Consider the following 21,880-nt stretch of genomic DNA (forward strand, 5'->3'; position numbering starts at 1 on the left):
AACAACCCCATGCACAGTAGAATGGTGGTTGATTTTCAAACAGGAAATCGTAGGGTGGGTTAGCCGAAGGCGTAACCCACCTCTTTGGTTTCTAGGTGGAGGCAGAAGGGGTGGGTTACGCTATCGCTAACCCACCCTACAAGACGACGTTCGAGACCAAGCTTCCCTACTCCGCCGCGATCTGCCTTGGCGCCGGCGGCGGGCTCGCGAGGTCGGCGGCGAGCTGGGCGTAGCGGGCCTTGGCGTCCGCGACCGCCTTCTCCTTGACCGGGCCGTAGCCGCGGATGCGGTCGGGCAATGACAGCAGCTCCACCGCGGTGTCGATCGTCAACGGCGACAGCAGGCCGAGCATGGTGGCGACGTCCTTCTCGTAGCCTACGATCAGGTCGCGCTCGAGCTTGCGGTCGGCGCTGCGGCCGAAGATGTCGAAGGGCGTGCCGCGCAGGAACTTGAACTTGGCCAGCACGCTGAACACCTTCAGCATCCACGGCCCGAAGGCGCGCTTCTTCGGACGGCCCAGCGCATCGACGCCTCGGCTGAGAATCGGCGGGGCCAGGTTGAAGCTGAACTTGTAGTCGCCCTCGAACTGGTCGCGGAGCTGCTGGACGAAGGCACCGTCGGTGAAGAGCCGCGCGACCTCGTACTCGTCCTTGTAGGCCAGCAGTTTTGCGTAGTTGACCGCGACCGCGCGCGGCAGCGCATCGTCGTAGCCGCCCTTGGCCGCGGCGTCGCGGACCTGGTCGACCAGCTTGCGGTAACGCTTGGCGAGGCGATTATTCTGGTAGGCGGTAAGATGCCTGGTGCGGTGCTCGATGACCTCGTCGAGCGTCATGGCGTCCAGCGTCTTGGGCGCTGCGACCTCGTCCGTCCCCTTCAGCATGTCGGCGAGGCGCGCCGGATCCGCGACCGCGAGGCGGCCGAGGCGGAAGGCCTCCTTGTTCATCTTGATCGCGACGCCGTTGACCTCGATCGCCTGCTCGATCGACTCCGCCGACAACGGGAACAGTCCCTTCTGATAGGCATAGCCCATCATCATCATGTTGGTGGCGATGCTGTCACCCAGCAGCTGCTCGGCCGGCTTGGTGAAGTCGAAGAACACGGAGTCCTTGTGGAGGGACGTCTCCAGCAAGCCATTCAGCTTGCGGGTCTGGAAGTTGAAGTCGCGGTTCAGGACAAAGTCGGCGGTCGGGATGACGTGGCTGTTGATGATGCCGCGGGTGCGACTGCTGTCGCAGAGCGAGATCGTGTCCTTGGCGACGGCGACCACTTCATCGGCGGCAAGCACGACGTCCGCCGTGCCGGTGACGATGCGCGAGCAGGTCACCTCGGCCGGATGATCGGACAGGCGGACGTGGCTCAGCACTGCGCCGCCCTTCTGCGCCAGACCGGACATGTCGAGGATCATCGAGGCCTTGCCCTCGATATGCGCGGCCATGCCGAGCAGCGCGCCGATGGTGAGCACGCCAGTGCCGCCGACGCCACCCACTGCGATGTTGTAGGGCTTGTCCAGCGCCGGACGCGAGGCCGGCTCCGGGAGTACGCCGATGTCGGCAAGCTCGGCTGGCGCGCGGTGGCGCGGTTTGCCGCCGTCGATGGTGACGAAGGACGGGCAAAAGCCCTTTACGCAGGAATAGTCCTTGTTGCAGGTCGACTGGTTGATGGCGCGCTTGCGCCCCATCGCCGTTTCCAACGGCTCGACAGAAATGCAGTTCGATTGCACCGAGCAATCACCGCAGCCTTCGCACACGGCGGGATTGATGAGCACACGGCGCGCTGGATCCTCCAGCGTGCCGCGCTTGCGGCGGCGGCGTTTTTCAGCCGCACAGGTCTGCACGAAGACGATCGCGGATGCGCCCTTCACCTGGCGCAGCGTTTTCTGAACCGTGTCGAGTTCGTCCCGATGCGCGGTTTTGACGCCGGGCGCGATCTCGTTGGCCGGATAGGCGTCGGGATTCTCTGAAACGAGGTAGATCTCGCGGATGCCTTCGCTGTGGAGCTGGAAGGTGATCTGCTGCGGCGACAATTCGCCGTCGACGTGCTGGCCGCCGGTCATCGCGGTCGCGTCGTTATAAAGGATCTTGTAGGTAATGTTGGCGCCGGAGGCGACCGCCTGGCGGATCGCAAGACTGCCGGAGTGGAAATACGTACCGTCGCCGAGATTGGCGAAGACGTGCTCTTCCTTGGTAAAGGGGGCAACGCCGACCCACGGCACCCCTTCGCCGCCCATATGGGTGAAGGTCTCGGTGGAGCGATTCATCCACAGCGCCATGAAGTGGCAGCCGATGCCGGCAAAGGCGCGACTGCCTTCGGGCACCTTGGTCGAGGTGTTATGCGGGCAGCCGGAGCAGAAGTATGGAGTTCGGGAGACGGGCGCGGTCGCCTGCATCTGGGTGGCCTGACGGCCGTTGAACCAGTCGGCCTTGGCGCGCAGCATGCTGGCAATTTCGGGATTGAGATCAAGTCGAAGCAGGCGCTCGGTAAGCGAACTGGCCAGTGAGGCGACGCTGAGCTCTTCGGCAAAGGGGAGGAAGCGCTTGTCGTGATCGTCCATCTTGCCGATGATGCGGGGACGGACATCGTCGCGCCAGTTGAAGAGCTCCTGCTTGACCTGGTTCTCGACGATCTCGCGGCGCTCTTCGACGATAAAGATCTCCTCGAGGCCGACCGCGAACTGCCGCACGCCTTCCGGCTCCAGCGGCCAAGGCATGCCGATCTTGTAAAGGCGAAGACCGATCTTGGCGGCGACCTGCTCGGTAATCCCGAGCTCGCGCAGCGCCTGGCGGACATCCTCGTAGCTCTTGCCCGATGCCATGATGCCGAAGCGCGCATTCGGCGAATCCATGGTGACGCGGTTGACCTTGTTGACGCGCGCGAAGGCGATCGCGGCAAAGCCCTTGTAGTCCTGCAGACGCCGGTCCTGCTCGAAACGGTCGTCGGGCCAGCGCAGATTGAGCCCACCGGGCGGCAGCTCGAAATCCGGGGGGATGACGAAGGGCTTCATCTCATCAGTCAGGTCGATCTCGGCGGTGGTCTCCACCGTCTCCGTGATCACCTTCATGCCGACCCAGCAGCCCGAATAGCGCGACATCGCGATGCCGAGCAGGCCCATCTCGATCATCTCGTGGATGCTCGAGGGATAGAGATACGGCATCAAGGCCGAGATGAAGGCATGGTCCGACTGATGCGGGACGGTCGAGGATTTCGCGCCGTGGTCGTCACCGGCAAGGCACAGCACGCCGCCGTTCTTGGCGGAGCCGGCGGCATTGCCGTGGCGGAAGACATCGCCGCAGCGGTCGACGCCGGGGCCCTTGCCGTACCAGATGCCGACGACACCGTCATATTTGGCGCCGGGCGAGAGGTTGAGCTGCTGCGAGCCCCAGACGGCGGTGGCCGCCAGGTCCTCGTTCACGCCGGGCTGAAACTTGATGTTGTACTGCTCGAGGTGCTTGCGCGCGGCGAAGAGCTGCTGGTCATAGCCGCCGAGCGGCGAGCCGCGATAACCGGAGATGAAGCCCGCGGTGTTCAGCCCCGCGGCGCGGTCGCGCCGAATCTGGGCCATGGGCAGGCGGACCAGCGCCTGGATGCCCGTCGTGAAGATATGGCCGGTGTCCTGGGTATATTTTTGATCGAGACTGATCGGACCCTGGTTGATGCCCATGTTGTCCTCTTTTGCCGCCCTGCTCAGGTCTTGCTCATTAAGCCGTTGCCTGCCCGTTGTTTTTAGCTGGGGCGGGCCGACCATCTCCGCCACTCTATGTCGGATATTTAACGCAGCGCATCACAAATCTGGACCTTCCGCGGCGACGGGAAAAAAACGCAATTTCGTGGCGGGAAAGGCATTGGCAATTTTCAGTTTGTGTCACCATAGCCCGGCGCCGCGAAACGACGTGACGCACGTATCATGCAAATGGGCTGATGAGTCGCAGCAAGAAGGGTCGACGATGCGGGGGATTCTGGCTGGCCTGGCTCTGGTAGGTTTGGCCTTGTGCAGTGCGTTTGCGGGCGTGGCCGTCGCCGCCGAGCCCTCGCCCGAGCTGATCGCCTACGGCAAGACGCTGGTCGAGGCCGGCGATTGCGCGGACTGCCACACCGCCGATCCCGCAAAGCCGTTCGCAGGCGGCAAGCGCATCGACATGCCCTTTGGCGCCATCTACGCGCCGAACCTGACGCCGGACCGCGACACCGGGATCGGCGCCTGGCAGGATGCCGATTTCACCCGCGCACTGCGCACTGGCATCGCGCCGGATGGGTCGCTCTACTACCCGGCCTTCCCCTATCCCTACTTCACCCACATGACCAAGGACGACACGCTCGCGATCCGCGCCTATCTCGGCACGCTCGCGCCGGTCGTCAGCCGCAACAAGCCGCCGGAGCTGCGCTGGCCCTTCAACTATCGCGGCCTGATGCGGGCCTGGAACTTGCTGTTCTTCACGCCCGGCCTGTTCGAGCCGGACCAGAGCAAGAGCGCGGCCTGGAACAGAGGCGGCTATCTCGTCACCGGGCTCGGCCATTGCGGCGCCTGCCACACGCCAAAAAACTATTTTGGCGCGGACAAGACTGCGCAGGCGCTGTCCGGCAGCGCGCTCGGCGGCTGGTACGCGCCGCGCCTCGATGGCGCCGCGCGGACCGGATTGCAGTCATGGAGCGCGGATGACATCACCGAATATCTGCAAAGCGGCCGCAACGCCAAGAGCCATGCCGACGGACCGATGGCCGAGGTGATCGTCAATTCGACCTCGAAGATGAGCGATGCCGATGTGCGCGCGATGGCGGTGTACTTGAAGAGCCTGCCGCCGGCGCGCCGCGAGACCATCGTGACGCCGCCCGATGAGGCCGAGATGAAAGCTGGCCAGGCGGTCTACGCAAAATTCTGCATCGCCTGCCATGAAGCCGACGGCGCTGGCGCGCCGCGCATCTATCCTCCGCTGCCGGCCAATGCGCTGCTGCAATCGATCAACGCGTCTTCGACCCTGCGCATCATTCTCGACGGCGCGCACACCGTGACGACGCCGCGGGCGCCGAACACCGGGGAGATGCCAGGCTACGCCAAGCAATTGTCCGACGACGAGATCGCGGCAGTGACGAACTACATCCGCAATTCCTGGGGCAATGCAGGCCCACTGGTGACGCCGGCGCAAGTGGCGAAGGCGCGCGGACAGGAGCCGTAGCCGAGGCTACTTCTCCTCATCTCCCGTGAACACGAATTTCGGCATCTCCCATTTGTAGCGCACCGCGAGCAGGCGGAAGCTGATGCCGAGAACAAAAGTCAAAATGGTCCAGAGCTCGGCGTTGAGATTGAGGCCGAAGGCGGTGGCGTAGAACAGTCCCGTCACCACCGAGACGCTGGCATAGAGCTCGGAGCGGAACAGCAGCGGCACGTCGTTGCAGAGCACATCGCGCAACACGCCGCCGGCGCAGCCCGTCACCATACCGGAGACGATGACGATCGGCAGCGTGGCATCCATCTGCCAGGCGATGTCGCAGCCGGTCATGGTGAAAACGACCAGGCCGATCGCATCGAGTACGATGAAGGCGAGCTTGAGCCGGTGCACGAGGCGCGCGAACAGGATGGTGAGGAAGGCGGCGCCGCCCGCGAGCGCGAGGTAGATCGGGTTCTGCACCCAGGCCAGGGGATAGTGCCCGAGGAAGAGATCGCGCAGCGTGCCGCCGCCGAGCGCGGTGATGCAGCCGAGGAAGCAGACCCCGAGCCAGTCCATGCTGCGGCGGCCGGCAGCGAGCGCGGCGGTCATGCCCTGCGCGGCCACCGCGACCAGGGAGAGGAAATGCAGCACGCTATCGCTCGGCGGCAGGCTCCACATGCCTTGTTCCCTTCCTCCCCGATGGAACCACCGCGCCGGGTTCCCAAATGAACAGGTTCCCGATTCCTGGCGTGAGGGCAACAGGCGACGAAAGCATAATGCAGGCGGAACAGAATCTCGCATCCACGGGTTGTCAGGACGCAATCAACGAGGAGACCAATCGATGGCTGACGACCGTTTTCCCAACGATCCGTACCGCCCGAACCTGGCCGACGATGAGTACCTTCGCGCGGCGCGCCGGGATGCCGACCTTCAGGCCGATCCCGAGCTGGGCGAAGGCCCCGCCTCCAGCGGCAGGATCGCGCTGTTCGCCGTGGCTGTCGCCCTGGTGCTGGGCGCCGTGTTCTATGGCTTGAACAACACCAGCACGGGCAACCAGACGAGCAATACGCCTGCTACTCAGACTGCGCAGCAGACGCAACCTGCCAACCCGGCCGCGCCTCCCGGCATGCGTGACGTGACGCCGCGCAACAATGCCGCGCCGGGCGTAACCACGGGCGCTGCGCCGAGCAAGCCTGCTCCGGATACGCAAACGCCGTCTGACGGCGCGAAGTAACGATTTGCAACAATCCGCGACAGCGGCGGGACCTCACATCCCGCCGCTTTTCGTTTGGATCTATTGTCTGAGCATGATCTTTTCGGAGAACCGCTGCACACTTCTCCGGATCATGCTCTAGCTGAACATCTTGTTGAGCTCGCCGCCGGGATAGCCGCTGCCGAGTTCCGTAAAGGTCCCCTTCTCCGCCATCTCCTTCGCCGCGCGCATGAAGCCGCCCCAGGCCGCGCGGGCGAGCGAGCCGCCGACGCTGATCCGGCGCACGCCGAGATCTTCGGCTTCCTTCAACGACAGGCCGGAGCCGCCGATCAGGAGATTGAACGGTTTTGGATGCACCGCCTTCACCACTGCGGCGATGTCCTCGCGCGTCCTCAGGCCCGGCGCATAAAGACAGTCGGCGCCAGCATCCGCGTAGGCGGTGAGCCGGTCGATGACGAGCTTGAGATCGGTCACGCCCCAGAGATACGCTTCGCAGCGGCCGACCAGCAGCGTGCCGCTGTCGCCGATCGCCTTGCGCGAGGCCTTGATGCGCTCGACCGCGAGCGCACGCTCGTAGATCGGCTTGTCCTTGTCGCCGGTGGAATCCTCGATCGAGAGCCCGGCAACGCCGGTGCGCACGCCGCGCTCGACATTGTCAGCGACCTTGTCCGGTTCGACCGCGAAGCCGCCCTCGAAATCCGCATTCACGGGGATGTCGACGGAAGAGCTGAGTGCTGCCAGATGCTGACAGACATCCTCGACGGTGACGCGGTTGTCGGCCTTGCCGATGGTCCAGGCAAAACCCGCGCTCGATGACGCGAGCGCCTTGAAACCGAGATGCTGCAACGCTTTGGCGCCGCCGACATCGACCGGATTGGGCAGGATGAAGCAGCCGCTCTCGTGCATCTTCCTGAACGTCGCGCGCTTGTCAGCAATTGTCACATGCATGTTTCTCTCCCTTGTTGGCCGCGCAGAGATAGGCACGCGTTTTCATGAACGCTAGGGCGCGTCGTGCACGGCGCGGCTGTCCTTCGGTGCCTGCTCGCGATCATTCATGCCGTAGTCGCGCACCACGCTTGCAATGCGCAGATGATAGTCGGCGAAAATCTGCGCCCTGCCCTTGGCCTGCGTGCGGCGGTGCTCCATCGTGTTGCGCCAGGCTGCGACGGCGGCCTCGTCCCGCCAAAATGACAGCGACAGGATCTTGCCCTTCTCGGTCAGGCTTTCGAACCGCTCGACCGAGATGAAGCCGTCGATGGTTTGCAGGATCGGCTTCAGATCGGCCGCGAGGTCGAAATAGTCCTGGCGATGTTCCGGCTTGGGCCAGACTTCGAAGATCACGGCGATCATGGGCGGCTCCTTATCGTTGGTGGCCCTACAGTACCACCTTGCGCAGAAAGGTGCGCTCTTCCGCGAGGATGAATTTATTGTCCTCGGCGAAATGGAAATTCGCCATCCCCTCGGCATCCTGCCGCAGCCGCGCGCGATAGGCCTCATAGGCGGCGAGACTCTCGAAGGTGATCAGCGCAAAGGCGATGTTGTTGGTGCCCTCATGCGGCATGAAGTAGCCGATCAGATCACCACCGCATTTCGGAATGATGGTGAGCCAGCGTTTCGAGTATTCCTCGAACTGCGCGCGTTTGAAGGGATCGAGCTGGTAGCGGATGAAGACGGTGACGGACATGAGAGGCTCCTCTGGCGTTTTCTCCGTCATTGCGAGCGCAGCGAAGCAATCCAGGAATCACACCGCGGAGACAGCCTGGATTGCTTCGTCGCTTCGCCCCTCGCAATGACGACCTGGTGAGAGATTACCGTCTTGCCCGACCACAATGCTTCGGCTACCATCGAAGCATGAAATCAGGACCCGACATCGCCATGGTCGCCGCGCTGGTCGGCGACCCCGCCCGCGCCAACATGCTCACGGCGCTGATGAACGGCCGCGCGCTCACGGCAAGCGAGCTCGCGCAGGAGGCCGGCATCACGCCGCAGACCGCGAGCTCGCATCTCGGCAAGCTCGAAGCCGGCGGGCTGGTCGAACCGGAGAAGCAGGGCCGCCACCGTTACTACCGCCTCACCGACGACGACGTCGCCGGCGTGCTCGAAGGCCTTGCCGGCCTTGCCGCGCGCACCGGCCATATGCGCGTGCGTACCGGGCCGAAGGATCCGGCGCTGCGCCGCGCACGGATCTGCTACGACCATCTCGCCGGCGATCTCGGCGTGCAGATGCTGGACTCATTGCGGGCGCGAAACCTGGTCAAGCAGAAGAAGCAGGACATCGAACTGACCGCTGAGGGCGAGCGCTTCCTCGCCAAGAACCTGCAGATCTCGCCGGAGATGCTCAGTCATCCGCGCCGTCCGGTCTGCAAGGCCTGCCTCGACTGGAGCGAGCGACGCCACCATCTCGCCGGCACAATGGGTGCCGCGATGATGCAGCGTTTTGCCGAGCTGAAATGGGCCGCGCGCGACGCCACCCCCGGCAGCCGCGTGGTGAATTTCACCCGCACGGGGGAGAAGCAATTCGCCGCGCTGTTCGGGAACGGCAAGGACTGATCACGCAAGCCGCGTCACGGCACACAATCGCGTGTGAATTTTCTACTCTCGTCGTGGCCGGGCTTGACCCGGCCATCCACGCGCTTATGCGAACGGTTCCCGTGACGCTCAGAGATCCCCCATGATCCGCATCCTCCCGGCCGCCCTCGCAGCCGCCCTCCTCGCTTCCCCACTCACCATCGCCCGCGCCGCCGACGCGCCGCAACGCGAGTCCTACGGCATCGCGCTCGAAGGCTTTGCCTATCCCTATCCCGTACACCTGCTGCCTGTCGTCAATGACGGCGAGCAGCTCAGCATGGCCTATATGGACGTGGCGCCGGCGCAGCCGAACGGCCGCACCGCTGTGCTGCTGCACGGACGTAACTTTCCATCGAGCTACTGGGCGCCTGTCATCAAGATGCTCAACGAGGCCGGTTATCGTGTGGTGGTGCCCGACCAGATCGGCTTCGGCAAATCGTCGAAGCCCGTGGGCGAACTGCATTTCGACAATCTGGCGCGCAACACTATCGCGCTGCTCGATCACTTGGAGATCAAAAAGGCAGACATCGTCGCGCATTCGCTCGGCGGCATGCTGGGCGTGCGCATTGCCCGCGCCTATCCTGATCGTGTCGCCCATCTGGTGCTGACCGCGCCGATCGGGCTCGAAGACTACCGCCTCTATGTGCCGCCAACGCCGACCGAGAAGATCATCGAGACCGAGGACAAGCTCACCGCCGACGGCTATCGCAAGCAGCTCCAGACCAATTACGCGATCAAGCTGCCGCCTGAGGCGATCACGCCGTTCATCGACGCCCGCTTCAACATCAAGGGCAGCCCGGATTATCGGCGCTGGCTGCGTGCCTTCGTCAGCTCAGGCCAGATGATCTATCGCGAGCCGGTGGCGCATGAGATCCCGCTCATTACCGAACCCACGCTGTTCATCATGGGCGCCGATGACCACAATGCGCCCGGCCGGCCCAACGCGCCGGAGGCGCTACGCGCGAAAATGGGTCAGAACGCCGAGCTGGCGAAAGCCTTTGCCACCAAGATGCCGGATGCACGGGCTGAGGTCATTGCGGACACGGGTCACCTCGTCTTCCTGGAGGCGCCGGACAAATACAAGGAGCTGCTGCTGGGCTTTCTCGGCCGCTAGAGCGTTTTCGAGCGAAGTGGATACCGGTTCGCGTCAAGAAAACGCGTCCGACAAAAACCTTGAGCCCCGTTCCGATTCATCGGGACGGGGCTCAAGCGCCATCCGTGTCGCCTGAAGCCGTAAGCGGAAAATGTTCATGCCGCATTCAGGGCATGATTGGCAGGTTTCGATCGCGCCGCGCCGACATGTCGCAAAAATTGGCATGTCGAATCGTATCTCTTGATTCATTGTGCGCCGCAAGCCCGCAGCCGCCAAGAACTTGCCCCAAGGACGAGAAGGAAGACCAAATGAAATATCTCTTCGCCGCCGTGATGCTCGCCAGCGCGGTCGTTGGCTTCAGCGAGGTGGCTAGCGCCGCCGGTGGTTGCGGCCCGGGCTGGTACCGTGGCCCCTATGGCGGCTGCCGTCCGATGCGTGGTCCGGTCGTCGTGGCCCCCGGCCCGGTCGTGGTCGCCCCGCCGGTCGTCGTCGTGCGTCCGCGCTTGTGCCCCTATGGCTTCCGCTGGTACGCGGGCCGCTGCCGTCCGTTCTGATCTTCCGCCCCCGCGAAATGGCCGCGTGGATCAGCCGCGGCCATTTTCGTTGAGACGCCTGACGCAATCAAAAAAGGGGATCGCAATCGCGATCCCCTTTTCATTCCAGGCGCGGCGTTACCAGCGGCGCCAGTGGCGGCGGTGCCAGCGACGATGCCAGCCCCAATGACGATGGCGCCACCCCCAGTGACGGTGATGCCAGCCCCAGTGGCGGTGATGCCAATGGCCGTGGCCATGCCAACGCACCTGCTCGGGCTTGAGCTGCGCCGCTTCCTCGCTGCTGGTGACGGCGGGATGAGCGTCCGGATTGCCTTGCGGCATACCGACATTGCCGAGCGGCTGTGGCGCCAGGGGCGCGGCCTGTGCAGCGGCAGTGAATGCGGCGGCTCCCGCCGCGGCACCAAGCGCAAGTTTCAAAAAGTTCCGGCGCTCCATGACATGTCCTCTGGTCGATCGGTCAAGTGATGCAGAGGAAGTGTCGCGGCGGCAACATGAACTGCGGCTGAATCGCGCGTTCAGGTTCGTTGCAAGGCGCGCATTATTTGTCGAAGGCGGCGCGCTTGCCGGCATCGGTGACGATGGCGCGGACGACGAAGCAGGCGGCGGGCATCGGATTTCCTCCTGTTGTTTGGCCGCAGCATAGCTGGTTATAGTGGGCGCAACAAAAAGCCCGCGCGACGGAACATGACGATCGCGCGACATCAGGGAAGGACCGGCCATGCGCAGGATCATCACGGGCCTCGTTGCGATAGCTTCGCTATGGCCCCTCACCTTGCGCGCCGAGATCGTCCGCTTCGACATTCTGGAACGCGTGCCCGCGTTTGCCGGCCGCAGCTTTGGCAACGTCGGCACCTATGAGCGCATCACCGCGCGCGCGACCTTCGCGCTCAATCCAGCCGACGACCGCAATGCCGTCATCACCGATCTCGCGCTGGCGCCGCGCGATGCCGACGGCAAGGTCGAGGCCACCGCCGACGTCGTGATCCTCAGGCCCACCGATCCCACGCACGGCAACGGCACGCTGCTGCTTGACGTGCCCAATCGTGGCAGAAAACTCGCGCCACAGCTGTTCGACGATTCCGCCCAGCCCGGCGCCAACAATGCTGACAAGGCCGAGGATGCCGGCATCGGCTTCCTGCATCGCCAAGGATATACGATGGTCTGGGTCGGCTGGCAGGGTGACATCCCCTCCAAGCCGGGACAGCTCGCGCTTGCCGCACCGGTGATCAAAAACATCACCGGCCCCGCGCGTGAAGAGATCGTGTTCGACAACACGACCAGCCCGGCGCGCGCGACGCTGACATGGCCCGCGGCGGACGCCTCCAACCTCAACGTCACCGTGCGCGCGGCCTGGGCCGATCCGCGGCAGACGCCGCCCGGCCTCTCCGCAAAGCTCATCGATCCCAATACAGTGGAGATCACCCGGCCCGACGGCTTTGACGCCGGCGCGCTCTACGAGATCACCTACACCGCGCACGGTCCGGTCCCGCTCGGCATGGGTTATGCCGCCGTGCGCGACGTCGTCAGCTTCCTCCGCCACGACGAGACGCAGGCCAACCCGCTGCGCGACGGCCTGCATGCCTCAGTCAGCCGCGCCATCGGTTTTGGCGTCTCGCAATCCGGCCGCTTCCTGCGCGACTTCCTCTATCTCGGCTTCAACGAGGATCTCCAGGGGCGCACCGTGTTCGACGGCTTGATGCCGCATGTCGCGGGCACGCGGCGGATGGCGACCAATGTTCGTTTCGGCCAGCCCGGCCGCAACCCGCGCCACATGCAGGATCCGGCGTGGCAGGCCGATCTCTTCCCCTTCACCTATGCCAGCCTCAGTGATCCCTATTCCGGCAAGACCGACGGCCTCTCGCGCCGCTGCTCGCTCTCGGCCACCTGCCCGAAGGTGATGCAGACCGACAGCGAGCACGAATGGTGGGCCTCGCACGCCTCACTGCTGGTCACCGATCTCGCCGGCAATCACCTCGACCTCCCCGACAACGTTCGCGCCTACATGATATCAGGCACGCCGCATTTCGCGGAAGCCGCCGACGTGATGAAGAAGGGCCTGCCGGCGATGTCGCTGCCGCAAAACCCGATGCATGCGGGCGGGCCTATGCGCGCGCTGCTGACCGACCTCAACGCCTGGATCAGCGACGGCACCAAGCCGCCCGCAAGCCGCGTCCCCATGCGCGCCCACGGCACGCTGGTGCCGGCGCAAGGCGCCGTGCCGACGGATATCCCCGGCCTGCCCTATGCCGGCATCCATACGCTGGCCGCCTTCTCCGACCAGAGCGTGCTGCCGCCGAAGGAGATCGGCCGCTATCCCGTGTTCGTGCCGAAGGCGGACGATGACGGCATGGCCATCGCGGGCATTCGCCAGCTTGCGGTCGCCGTGCCGCGCGCGACCTACACGGCGTGGAATCCCCGTGCGATAGGGTTTGGCCCGACGGCACTCTATCCGCTGCAAGGCGCAGTGGTGCCGTTCGCACCGACCGAGGCCGCGCGGAAGGAAGTGCACGATCCCAGGCTGTCGATCGCGGAGCGATATGCGGACGACGGCGCGTATGTAGCCGCGGTGAAGCGTGAGGCCGCTCGGCAGGTCGCGGAGCGGATATTGCTGCCCGAGGACGCGGAGCGTGCGGTGGACGCCGCGAAGCAGGGGAAGCTTGCGAAACTCGGGCAGTAAGCAAAACCCAGTGCTCCCGTAGGGTGGGCAAAGCGAAGCGTGCCCACCACCTCTGTCGCCGGCAAGGAGATGGTGGGCACGGCGCAAGGGCGCCTTTGCCCACCCTACGGTCTCCGCCTTAGGAGAAAAAACGTCGCCCCGTGTCGGAACGCGCGCCCTTCATCCGTCCTATGCCCAGACAACACGGAGACACCGCATGCCCGACCTCACCCTCACGACCTTCGACTGGGTTCCCGTGCCCCCGCGCGGCTTCGTCCGCGACCTCCGCGTGCGCTGGGCGCTGGAAGAAGCCGCCTTGCCCTATCGCGTCGCGAGCGTGCCGTTCGGCCCGCGGGACGCGACACATTTCACGCACCAGCCCTTCGGCCAGGTGCCGTGGCTGACCGATGGCGACATCTCGATCTTCGAGAGCGGTGCGATCCTGCTGCATCTCGGCGAGCGCAACGAAGAGCTGATGCCCGCTGATCCCCGCGGCCGCAGCCAGGCGAAGGAATGGCTGTTCGCCGCGCTCAATTCGGTGGAGATGGCAGGCTTGCCCTGGTCGCTTTTCAAATTCACCGGTAACGACGACGGCTCGCCTGCTATAAAATTTTTCGACGACTTCCTCAGGACCCATCGACTCAAGCACCTCGAGCCGGTGCTTGCGGGCCGCGAGTGGCTGGCGGGCACCTTCTCCGTCGCCGACATCCTGATGTCGGACGTGCTACGCCTCGTCGATCGCTTCGACGGCCTGGCGGACAGTCCGGCCTGCCGCAATTACGTCTCGCGCGCCACGAGCCGCCCGGCGTTCGCAAAGGCCCTCGCCGACCAGATGGCGCATTTCGCTGCGGCGGATAAGGAGCGCGCCGGGACGTGACGAGCCGCACACAATTAACGCGTCATTAGCCGTACCCTCACCACCGCCGGAACGAAGCAATTTGGTTCAAATTATTCCGGCGGGAGGTGTCACATGGCTCGCATCGATTATCTCAAAGAGCAGGTTGCCCGCGCCGAGCGTCTGGCGAAGGCGATCCTCGACCGGCAAACCGCCGAGCGGCTTCAGGCGTTCGCCGCCGAGTGCCGCGCGGAACTGCAGTTGCTGACGCGGAGAGCTGCGGCGTAAAGCGGGCGTTACACCAGCTTCATCGGCGTATCCTCAACCACGCGAAGGTTGATCCGGCTGATCAGCTGAGCCCGAAGCGCCTCCGCGGCGCGAATGGAATCATCCGCCTGCCGCAACGTGCTGATATTCGAGCCGAGCGAGACGATTCCACCGAGCACCAGAGCGATCGACCCGAGCGCGGCGGTTTGGCCTAATCCCAACACGCCGAGGATCGTGATCAACAGCAGTGTGGCGCCGCCACCAATGGCAATCTTCGATGCCAGAATATACTTCCGGCATCGCTCGGCGATCTCGGCAAGCGCCTCGATCCGATCCTCGATGTCGGAAATCTCGTCAGTCGGATCATCTTCGGTCATTTAAGAAGCTTTGACTACGAATGGAGCCTATCGGCGAAATTCTCCTCAGCCGGGTAGCTTGCCCCCAACCGATTTATAGAATTCCGCGAGTTGGTTCGCTAACAGTGAAGCTAGCAAATCTTCCATCTTCGAGACATCGATCCGATCACCGTCGCGAAAGGCCAAATCGGCCGCATCCAACGCATCGAAATAGGGCTTTCGGTTGTCGACGATTTGATCTGGTATCGTCGGCGTGCCCGGTAGAAGCGTGCCAGCTCGAATTGAGAGCACGATGTATGAGACAATTCGGGAGGTACGGCCATTTCCATCCGCGAACGGATGAATCCAATTTAGCCGCCACATGACATAAGCAGCGAGATGGATCGGCGTGCTAGCTTCCCAATGATCATTGACGTAATCGCACATGTCCTCAACGAGTTCGGGGACCAAATGTGCGCCGACAGGCTCATGCTTACTTCCCTCGATGGCAACGCCACCAGGGCGGTAGTTACCCGCGTAGGAGCTGATGCCCGCCAAGGCGTCTCGTTGCAAACCGAGGATAAGTGAGGGGCGGAGCTTGAATGAGCCCCGCTCAATGGCAGTTTGGATCGCGCCGATAGCCGCATCGTACTGGCGGAAACCGTTCCGAGCTTCCGCAGCGGCCTTCTGGTGAGGATCCGTAATTAACTCAGGTTCGAGCGCACGGCTATCGCGCCGTTCACGCTCTTCGCTTGTCATTTCTCTTCCTTGGCCAACTTCTCGGCCTCACGGTCCACCATTTCGCGCGTAATGAGCGCATTCTCGAAATGGGTGTTACCGTACACAAAACTGCGCCGCTGTTCCTCCCGGTGTTCCTCGGATGGATTGGCGGTTTTGGCAGCTTCGATAAGTTTCTTGAGAGCGTCGATCATTTCACCAATATAGTCGAGTCTGGTCGGGGGCACCATGCGATTTTGTACGTAGCCCCCGTAAGTTCCTCACAGCGGCAAATTGTCGTGCTTCTTTGCCGGCATTTCCACCTTCTTGTCCTTCAGCATCGCCAGCGCACGGGCGATCCGCTTGCGCGTCGAGTGGGGCATGATGACATCGTCGATGTAGCCGCGCTCGGCGGCGATGAAGGGGGACAGGAAGCGGTCTTCGTATTCCTTGGTGCGGGCTGCGATCTTGTCGGGGTCGCCGATGTCGCTGCGGAAGATGATCTCGACCGCGCCCTTGGCGCCCATCACCGCGATCTGGGCCGTCGGCCAGGCGTAGTTCATGTCGGCGCCGATTTCCTTCGACGCCATGACGTCGAAAGCGCCGCCATAGGCCTTGCGGGTGATGATGGTGATGAGCGGCACGGTGCACTGCGAATAGGCGAACAAGAGCTTCGCGCCGTGCTTGATCAGGCCGCCATATTCTTGGCTCGTCCCGGGCAGGAAGCCCGGCACGTCGACGAAGGTGACGATCGGGATGTTGAAGGCATCGCAGAAACGAACAAAGCGCGCGGCCTTGCGCGAGGCGTCAGAGTCGAGCACGCCGGCCAGCACCATCGGCTGGTTGGCGACGAAGCCGACGGTGCGGCCGGCGATGCGGCCGAAGCCGGTGACGATGTTCTTGGCAAAACTCTCCGCGATCTCGAAGAAGTCGCCCTCGTCCACGACCTTCAGGATCAGCTCCTTCATGTCGTAGGGCTTGTTCGGATTGTCGGGGATCAGCGTGTCGAGCGACATGTCGAGGCGACCGATGTCATCGAAGCTCGGCCATTCCGGCACGCCGTCGGTGTTGTTGGACGGCAGGAAGTCGATCAGGCGTCGCATCTGCAGCAGCGTCTCGACGTCGTTCTCGAACGCGCCGTCGGCAATCGAGGAGCGCGTGGCGTGCACCGACGCGCCGCCGAGCTCTTCGGCGGTGACGACCTCGTTGGTGACGGTCTTCACCACGTCGGGGCCGGTCACGAACATGTAGCTGGTGTTCTTCACCATGAAGATGAAGTCGGTCATCGCAGGCGAATAGACGTCGCCGCCGGCGCAGGGGCCCATGATGACGGAGATCTGCGGAATCACGCCCGAGGCGAGCACGTTGCGGCGGAACACGTAGGAATAGCCGGCAAGTGCTGCGACGCCTTCCTGAATGCGGGCGCCACCCGCGTCATAGAGCCCGATGATGGGCGCTCGCGCCTTCATCGCCATGTCCTGGAGTTTTGTGATTTTCAGCGCGTGCGTTTCCGACAGCGACCCGCCGAACACCGTAAAGTCCTTGGCAAAAACAAAGGTCTTGCGGCCGTTGACGGTGCCCCAGCCGGTGACGACACCGTCGCCCGGCACCTTGGTCTTGTCCATGCCGAACTCGGTGGAGCGGTGCTCGACGAACATGTCGAACTCCTCGAACGATCCCTTGTCGAGCAGAAGCTCGATGCGCTCGCGCGCGGTCAACTTGCCGCGGGCGTGCTGCGCCTCGATGCGCTTCTCGCCGCCGCCGAGCTTTGCGCCGGCACGACGGTCTTCAAGGGCGTCCAGGATATTCTTCATTTGCTCCCGCCAGTTCTTAGCCTAAATGCGATTGCCGGGGGTTCTAACACGGCATTTTGCGAGCCGGGAAGCGGCTTTCGGCGCCGCAGGGCTGCCTTGCCGCAGCGTGAAAGCGCAAGGAATTACAAAGTTTTGCCTGGGAGGCGACGATGGACGAGCGAGCTGCCGAGACCGGCGCTGCGACAGGCGGCGTCAACATCCTGCTGCGGCTGGAGGGCCTGACCCTGTTCGCAGGCATGGTGATGCTCTACGCCGCCTGGGGCGGCTCCTGGCTGGTCTTTGCCCTGCTGTTCTTCGTGCCCGATCTGAGCTTCCTGGCCTATTTGTCGGATGCCAAATTCGGCGCAATGGTCTACAACGCCGCCCACAGCTACATGGCGCCGGTGGCGCTGCTGACGTTCGGTTTTGGCTTCGCCTCGCCGCTCACTTTGTCCATCGCCTTGATCTGGCTCGCCCATATCGGCATCGACCGGGCGCTGGGCTATGGCCTGAAATATTCGGCCGGCTTCGGCTTCACGCATCTCGGGCGGATCGGCCGGCAGAAGGACGCCTGATCTGGCGCGCTTGGGCGGCGGGATGGCCGCCATTTTGTCGCCCGCGCCGGTTGACCGGGCCTGCCGATTCAGGCTTGCTCTCCCTTCGATCAGGCGCCGAATGTTGCGTGAGCTCAGTCGGTACGGCGGCGGTCATCACGTCCGGCTGCAAGCATCACCTCATGTCCGCCACGGTCGTTCCCCTGCCTCCGAACAGCGCGTCCGCGACCACCGACTTCCTGCGGCGAATGGCCAGCATGGTGTCGGGGCGGAACGGCGAAACGCTGCTGCGCGCGGCCAGCCTGATCGAGTCGCTGGCGCAGCGGGCGATGTCGGCCGAGCGGCTCTATCACCAGCAGCAGGAAGAGAACACGCGCCATGTCGAGCTGCGCGAGGCCGCCGAGCTCGCCTCCGACGCCATGGTCAGCCAGATCGCCGCGCTGCGGGCGCAGCTTGCCGAGGTGACGTCGGCCGCGGCCGCCGAGCGGGCCGCGTTCGACACCGAGCGGGGCAAGCTGCTCGGCCTGATGCAGAGCGCTGAAAGCCATATCGGCAAGCTCACCACCGAGCTCGACAGCTTGCGCGCCTCCGTCGACGCTTTCAACGAGACCGTCGTCTCCGTGCCGATCGAGGTGCTGCGGCTGGCGCGCACCCAGTTCGACTATCTCTCGAGCGGCTTTGCGCGGAAGGGCGACGTGATCTCGCAGGCGATGAGCGAGATCGGCGGCTTCGCCATCGACCAGGCGCTGACGGCGAAGAAGCCCGCCGACAAGGTGTGAAGCGCCCGCTGCGCGTCAGCGTTATGCGCTACCGCGCGCGGCCTGACAGCCGCAGCACGAACACCAGCACTTCGGCGACGGCCTTGTAGAGATCGGGCGGAATCTCCTCGCCAAGCTCGACCTTGGAGAGCGCGCCAGCCAAAATCTCGTTCTCCTCGATCGGGATGTCATGGGCCTTGGCGATCTCGACGATCTTGGCGCCGAGCGTGCCCTTGCCCTTGGCGACGACAACAGGCGCGCCGCTGCCCTTCTCGTAATGCAGCGCAATTGCGAGCTTGGAGTCCTCGCTCATGTGGCGCGATCCAGGAAATGCCCGGCGCGCGCCGGCGGTGCTTGCGGCGGCGTGCCGTCGCGCACGACGATGTCGCCGGGCTTGAGCTCTGCCTTGGTCAGCGCCTGATTGAGCTCATTGATGCCGGCGCGCAACTGCTGCGCCGTCGCCGGGCGCTCGGCCCACATCCGCACAAAAGTCTTGTCACCGTTGAGCGTGATCAGCGCGTGCACGGGTCCGCTCGGTTCGACATTGAGCGTGAAGCGCGCGCGCCAGGCGCGCTTGGCCGGATCTGGCTGCTCGTTGCCGCCGTCGCGCGATATCTCGAACTGCGCCATCGCGGTGCCTTGCGGGGTCGCAAACGGAATCTCGAAATTCCACTGCGGCACCGTTGGATCGATGCGATGGCCGCTCGCGTCGACGCGGTCGGGCAGCGAGGCGACCTGCAGCAACGTCTGCCGCGCGATCGCGGCATCGGTGTCGTCGAGCAGACGATGCACGGTCGCAGCGAGCGGCGCGTGTGGCGTCAGCGATGGCGAGGCGACTGCTTGCGGCGACGGCAACGCGCCGCGAAACGGCGGTGGCGTCGTCGCACGCGCGGCCGCTTCGAAAACGTAGCTGTCAGGCGCAGCCTTGTTCGAGCCCGGCACATTCCCGGTCATGCGCGGCAGGTCTTGCGTGACCTCTTGCAGCAGGCTCGCGGCGAGGCCCGCGGAAATGGTGCGCGGCAACGCGGCCTGCGGTGCGTCGACCATGTCGGCGAGTACGGCGGCCACGACGTTGGCGTTGCGCTGCATTTGCGGCGATTGGGCTATCTCTGCTTCAGGCAGCGGCGCTTGCACAGCCTCGCCTGCAACTTGAGGCGACGAGCTTGCGGCCTGCGCCGTGGCGACGTCCGTCGCAACCGCAACGGCCTGTGTCGGTGGCGCAGCGGTCTCGAGCGTGCCTGATGTTGCGGCCAGGGTCTGGCGCAGCACCAGCAGCGCCGCCTTCAGGTCCGGCACCGCGCCGGATGGCGGCGCGGCCCCCGCGGCAAGCGAGGCCTCGAGAAACAGGCCGGACTTCTGAAAGGCGGATTCGATGTCGCCGCCATCGAGGGCGGTGTTGAGCGGCGTCTGTTGCGCCAGCACATCCAGCACGGCCTGCTTCAGGCCAACAGGCAGATCGCTGCCGGTGACGACCGACGCCAGATTGGCGAACAGCGGCGCTTGGCTACCCTGTTTGGTCACGGCCTCGGCCGAGGCGACGGTGACGGCCACCTGTTCGGCCGGCGTCAGGGGATTGCGGAACGCGGTCGCGGTTGGCGCAAGCGGCGGGCTGTCGACCAGCGACGCCGCCGTCGGCGTCAGCGTGACTTGGTCGGCGCTCGCCACGCCTGCGCCGTTGACGACGGCGAGCCGGATGGTGCCGTCGTTCTGCGATACCGCAAGCTGGAGATTTTGCCCTGGCGTGAGCGACACCTCGGACATCACGTCCATCGACAGATTGGCGATCACAATCCGCACCAGATTGTCGGCGAGTACGCTGACGACCTTGGCATCGACCACGCTGCCGGCCTGGAGCACAAGATCGGGCGTTGCCGCATCAGCCACGGGGCTGGCGGCACTGACCGGTATGATCGAGCTGATCGGCGTCGGCATCTCAGGGGCCCAGGGAACGCGAATCCCACCCTAAGGCCCCGTCGTAAACCTCTCGTTAAGGACCTTTGGCCGCGGGCACATTCACGGCCGCCAATACCGCCACGGCGGCGTCGAAATCCCGCAGGCGGGTGGCGCGGCGGGCGACCGCCTCCTCGTCCGCGCCCCACTGGTCGGTGTTCCAGTCCTCATCGACATGGGCGGCGGCCCAGACCTGGCCTGCGTCCCGCACGCCATGGGCCAGCGCCAGCGCCAGCAGCGCCGAGCCGGTCAGGGTCGTCACCATATGAAGGGCCGCGACCGACCAGGGATCCCCCGGCAGCGCGGCGCGGGCGGCCCGGAGCGCCTCATCCGGCTGCTTCACGTGCATGATGCCTTCAGAGAGGACGAAATGCGCCCCCAGCGCCTCCGCAGCCCAGAACAGCACGGGGTCCCAATGCGCAGCCTCGCGGGCAACCAGCCCTTCGGGGTGGCCGGCGCGATAGAACAGCAGGTCGGTCTCGAAGTATTTTGCAAGATCATCAGTGACGAGCGCGACGCGGTCGACCACGCCCTCGACCACGCTGTTGGCGATCCGCGTCAGCGGCATGGTCACAGGATCGATCGCCTCGCCCTGGGCCGCCCATTCCGCAGCAACGACATCCGCCAGCGCCCGCGAAGGAATCACCACCTGGCGTCCGGACGGCGTTCGGATCGGCTTGCCGTCGAGCGTGATGCCGAATCCGCCCTCGGCCTCCGTGACGCCCACCTCCTTGTAGAAGCGCTTGCGCAGCGGCGTGCGTGCGGACGCGCGCGCCGATTCCCGCGGATCCGGCGGGGGCTGGCCTGCTGCTTCTTCGAACAATTCGCGCATGTGAGTTTTCGGTCTCCGCCGCTGAATGCTAGGCTTTTAAGCTAAGAGCGGCGGCCGATAAAGCGAGCGGCGGGCATGAGGGAACTTGCGGGCATTGCAGCCCTGTTCGCCGGGCTTTGGCTGGCCGCGGCCGAAGCCGGCTTTCGCACCCCGGAATCGCTCGTCCGCAACGTCTACGCCTGCTACGGCGAGGGCGCGCCGGAGCTGTCCAAGGGCTTGCCGCGGGATGATGCGACCGCCCGGCAGTTTTTCGATTCCTCCTTACGCAAGGCGTGGTCCGCGCCGCGGACCGAACCATACGACTTCCTGGTGCAGAGCCCGAGCTGGAAGCTCGGCCCGGTCGCGATCGCGATCATCCGCAGGCAATACGACAAGACCTATGTCGCGGCGAACTTCGACAATCACGGCCGGCCGGTGACGCTGAACTTCATCCTGGTCAACGGTCCGGAGGGCTGGCTGATTACGGATGTGGAAAGCCCGCATGATTCGTTGCGGATGTTTCTGGAGCAGTTTCGGAATTAGCCACCGCTGTCATGCCCGGGCTTGTCCTGGCTTGACCGGGGCATCCAGTACGCCGCGGCTTCTCGGTTCATTCACAATCGTCTCTGGAATAC

Annotated in this window: 24 protein-coding genes; 11 read left to right on the top strand and 13 right to left on the bottom strand. The window is 64.5% G+C overall.

Features of this window, described 5'->3' with window-relative positions; all coding sequences use genetic code 11:
- Positions 1-166 precede the first annotated feature (166 nt).
- Positions 167-3,658, bottom strand: a complete 3,492-nt coding sequence (locus ACP2YP_RS24085; protein WP_426418812.1) for an indolepyruvate ferredoxin oxidoreductase family protein — start codon at positions 3,656-3,658, stop codon at positions 167-169.
- A 283-nt stretch (positions 3,659-3,941) separates the two neighbouring features.
- Between ACP2YP_RS24085 and ACP2YP_RS24090 the strand changes: the two genes are divergently transcribed.
- Positions 3,942-5,168, top strand: a complete 1,227-nt coding sequence (locus ACP2YP_RS24090; protein WP_426418813.1) for a c-type cytochrome — start codon at positions 3,942-3,944, stop codon at positions 5,166-5,168.
- A gap of 6 nt (positions 5,169-5,174) precedes the next feature.
- On the opposite strand, the gene ACP2YP_RS24095 is transcribed toward ACP2YP_RS24090, so the two are convergent.
- A complete protein-coding gene (locus ACP2YP_RS24095; RefSeq protein WP_426418814.1) occupies positions 5,175-5,819 on the bottom strand; it encodes a trimeric intracellular cation channel family protein in 645 nt (214 codons plus the stop codon).
- A gap of 163 nt (positions 5,820-5,982) precedes the next feature.
- Between ACP2YP_RS24095 and ACP2YP_RS24100 the strand changes: the two genes are divergently transcribed.
- Positions 5,983-6,375, top strand: coding sequence for a hypothetical protein (locus tag ACP2YP_RS24100; protein ID WP_426418815.1), 393 nt, complete (start codon positions 5,983-5,985; stop codon positions 6,373-6,375).
- 117 nt (positions 6,376-6,492) lie between these two features.
- On the opposite strand, the gene ACP2YP_RS24105 is transcribed toward ACP2YP_RS24100, so the two are convergent.
- From ACP2YP_RS24105 to ACP2YP_RS24115, 3 genes are read right to left on the bottom strand one after another with little or no spacing between them, the layout of a single operon-like run.
- Positions 6,493-7,302, bottom strand: coding sequence for an isocitrate lyase/PEP mutase family protein (locus tag ACP2YP_RS24105; RefSeq protein WP_426418816.1), 810 nt, complete (start codon positions 7,300-7,302; stop codon positions 6,493-6,495).
- Positions 7,303-7,353: 51 nt separating this feature from the next.
- Positions 7,354-7,704, bottom strand: coding sequence for an antibiotic biosynthesis monooxygenase family protein (locus ACP2YP_RS24110; RefSeq protein ID WP_426418817.1), 351 nt, complete (start codon positions 7,702-7,704; stop codon positions 7,354-7,356).
- A 25-nt stretch (positions 7,705-7,729) separates the two neighbouring features.
- Positions 7,730-8,038, bottom strand: coding sequence for an NIPSNAP family protein (locus tag ACP2YP_RS24115; RefSeq protein ID WP_254132147.1), 309 nt, complete (start codon positions 8,036-8,038; stop codon positions 7,730-7,732).
- 167 nt (positions 8,039-8,205) lie between these two features.
- Between ACP2YP_RS24115 and ACP2YP_RS24120 the strand changes: the two genes are divergently transcribed.
- The 3 genes from ACP2YP_RS24120 (at position 8,206) to ACP2YP_RS24130 (ending at position 10,569) form a co-directional block, all read left to right on the top strand.
- Positions 8,206-8,904 (top strand): metalloregulator ArsR/SmtB family transcription factor, encoded by a 699-nt coding sequence (locus tag ACP2YP_RS24120; protein ID WP_426418818.1) that lies wholly within the window; start codon positions 8,206-8,208, stop codon positions 8,902-8,904.
- Positions 8,905-9,025: 121 nt separating this feature from the next.
- On the top strand, positions 9,026-10,036 hold the full coding sequence (locus ACP2YP_RS24125) for an alpha/beta fold hydrolase (protein ID WP_426418819.1): 1,011 nt from the start codon (positions 9,026-9,028) through the stop codon (positions 10,034-10,036).
- A gap of 287 nt (positions 10,037-10,323) precedes the next feature.
- Positions 10,324-10,569 carry a GCG_CRPN prefix-to-repeats domain-containing protein gene (locus tag ACP2YP_RS24130; protein ID WP_426418820.1) on the top strand — a complete coding sequence of 82 codons (246 nt, stop codon included), beginning with the start codon at positions 10,324-10,326 and terminating at the stop codon, positions 10,567-10,569.
- A 117-nt stretch (positions 10,570-10,686) separates the two neighbouring features.
- Here ACP2YP_RS24130 and ACP2YP_RS24135 read toward each other — a convergent pair whose 3' ends face one another.
- The gene (locus ACP2YP_RS24135) at positions 10,687-11,004 is read right to left on the bottom strand and encodes a twin-arginine translocation signal domain-containing protein (RefSeq protein WP_426426247.1); all 318 of its coding nucleotides are present in this window, start codon (positions 11,002-11,004) and stop codon (positions 10,687-10,689) included.
- Between the two features lie 283 nt (positions 11,005-11,287).
- On the opposite strand from ACP2YP_RS24135, the gene ACP2YP_RS24140 reads away from it, so the two are divergent.
- The 3 genes from ACP2YP_RS24140 (at position 11,288) to ACP2YP_RS24150 (ending at position 14,348) form a co-directional block, all read left to right on the top strand.
- A complete protein-coding gene (locus ACP2YP_RS24140; RefSeq protein WP_426418821.1) occupies positions 11,288-13,246 on the top strand; it encodes an alpha/beta hydrolase domain-containing protein in 1,959 nt (652 codons plus the stop codon).
- Between the two features lie 196 nt (positions 13,247-13,442).
- Positions 13,443-14,102, top strand: coding sequence for a glutathione S-transferase family protein (locus tag ACP2YP_RS24145; RefSeq protein ID WP_426418822.1), 660 nt, complete (start codon positions 13,443-13,445; stop codon positions 14,100-14,102).
- Between the two features lie 93 nt (positions 14,103-14,195).
- Positions 14,196-14,348: a hypothetical protein gene (locus tag ACP2YP_RS24150; RefSeq protein ID WP_426418823.1), complete on the top strand. Its 153-nt coding sequence runs from the start codon at positions 14,196-14,198 to the stop codon at positions 14,346-14,348.
- Between the two features lie 8 nt (positions 14,349-14,356).
- Here the strand turns inward: ACP2YP_RS24150 and ACP2YP_RS24155 are convergent, their stop codons facing one another.
- From ACP2YP_RS24155 to ACP2YP_RS24170, 4 genes are all read right to left on the bottom strand, one after another.
- Entirely contained in the window at positions 14,357-14,704 is a 348-nt protein-coding gene (locus ACP2YP_RS24155) for a hypothetical protein (protein WP_426418824.1), read from the bottom strand.
- Between the two features lie 45 nt (positions 14,705-14,749).
- A complete protein-coding gene (locus ACP2YP_RS24160; protein WP_426418825.1) occupies positions 14,750-15,421 on the bottom strand; it encodes a Fic family protein in 672 nt (223 codons plus the stop codon).
- Entirely contained in the window at positions 15,418-15,594 is a 177-nt protein-coding gene (locus ACP2YP_RS24165; protein ID WP_426418826.1) for a hypothetical protein, read from the bottom strand. The genes ACP2YP_RS24160 and ACP2YP_RS24165 overlap by 4 nt, the downstream gene beginning before the upstream one ends.
- Before the next feature lie 66 nt (positions 15,595-15,660).
- A complete protein-coding gene (locus tag ACP2YP_RS24170; protein WP_426418827.1) occupies positions 15,661-17,193 on the bottom strand; it encodes an acyl-CoA carboxylase subunit beta in 1,533 nt (510 codons plus the stop codon).
- Positions 17,194-17,342: 149 nt separating this feature from the next.
- Between ACP2YP_RS24170 and ACP2YP_RS24175 the strand changes: the two genes are divergently transcribed.
- Positions 17,343-17,747, top strand: a complete 405-nt coding sequence (locus ACP2YP_RS24175; protein WP_426418828.1) for a DUF4260 domain-containing protein — start codon at positions 17,343-17,345, stop codon at positions 17,745-17,747.
- Positions 17,748-17,908: 161 nt separating this feature from the next.
- Positions 17,909-18,505: a hypothetical protein gene (locus ACP2YP_RS24180; protein WP_426426249.1), complete on the top strand. Its 597-nt coding sequence runs from the start codon at positions 17,909-17,911 to the stop codon at positions 18,503-18,505.
- A gap of 28 nt (positions 18,506-18,533) precedes the next feature.
- On the opposite strand, the gene ACP2YP_RS24185 is transcribed toward ACP2YP_RS24180, so the two are convergent.
- Genes ACP2YP_RS24185 through ACP2YP_RS24195 form a run of 3 tightly spaced genes read right to left on the bottom strand, consistent with a single transcriptional unit; the run spans position 18,534 to position 21,266 of the window.
- Positions 18,534-18,797, bottom strand: a complete 264-nt coding sequence (locus tag ACP2YP_RS24185; RefSeq protein WP_426418829.1) for an EscU/YscU/HrcU family type III secretion system export apparatus switch protein — start codon at positions 18,795-18,797, stop codon at positions 18,534-18,536.
- Complete coding sequence (locus ACP2YP_RS24190) at positions 18,794-20,416, bottom strand: flagellar hook-length control protein FliK (protein ID WP_426418830.1); 1,623 nt, start codon at positions 20,414-20,416, stop codon at positions 18,794-18,796. Before ACP2YP_RS24190 ends, ACP2YP_RS24185 begins: the two co-directional genes overlap by 4 nt.
- A 55-nt stretch (positions 20,417-20,471) precedes the next feature.
- Entirely contained in the window at positions 20,472-21,266 is a 795-nt protein-coding gene (locus ACP2YP_RS24195) for an ATP12 family chaperone protein (RefSeq protein ID WP_426418831.1), read from the bottom strand.
- Positions 21,267-21,341: 75 nt separating this feature from the next.
- Between ACP2YP_RS24195 and ACP2YP_RS24200 the strand changes: the two genes are divergently transcribed.
- A complete protein-coding gene (locus ACP2YP_RS24200) occupies positions 21,342-21,788 on the top strand; it encodes a hypothetical protein (protein ID WP_426418832.1) in 447 nt (148 codons plus the stop codon).
- Positions 21,789-21,880 lie beyond the last annotated feature (92 nt).

It is taken from the genome of Bradyrhizobium genosp. A (assembly GCF_049949275.1).
Lineage (GTDB): Bacteria > Pseudomonadota > Alphaproteobacteria > Rhizobiales > Xanthobacteraceae > Bradyrhizobium.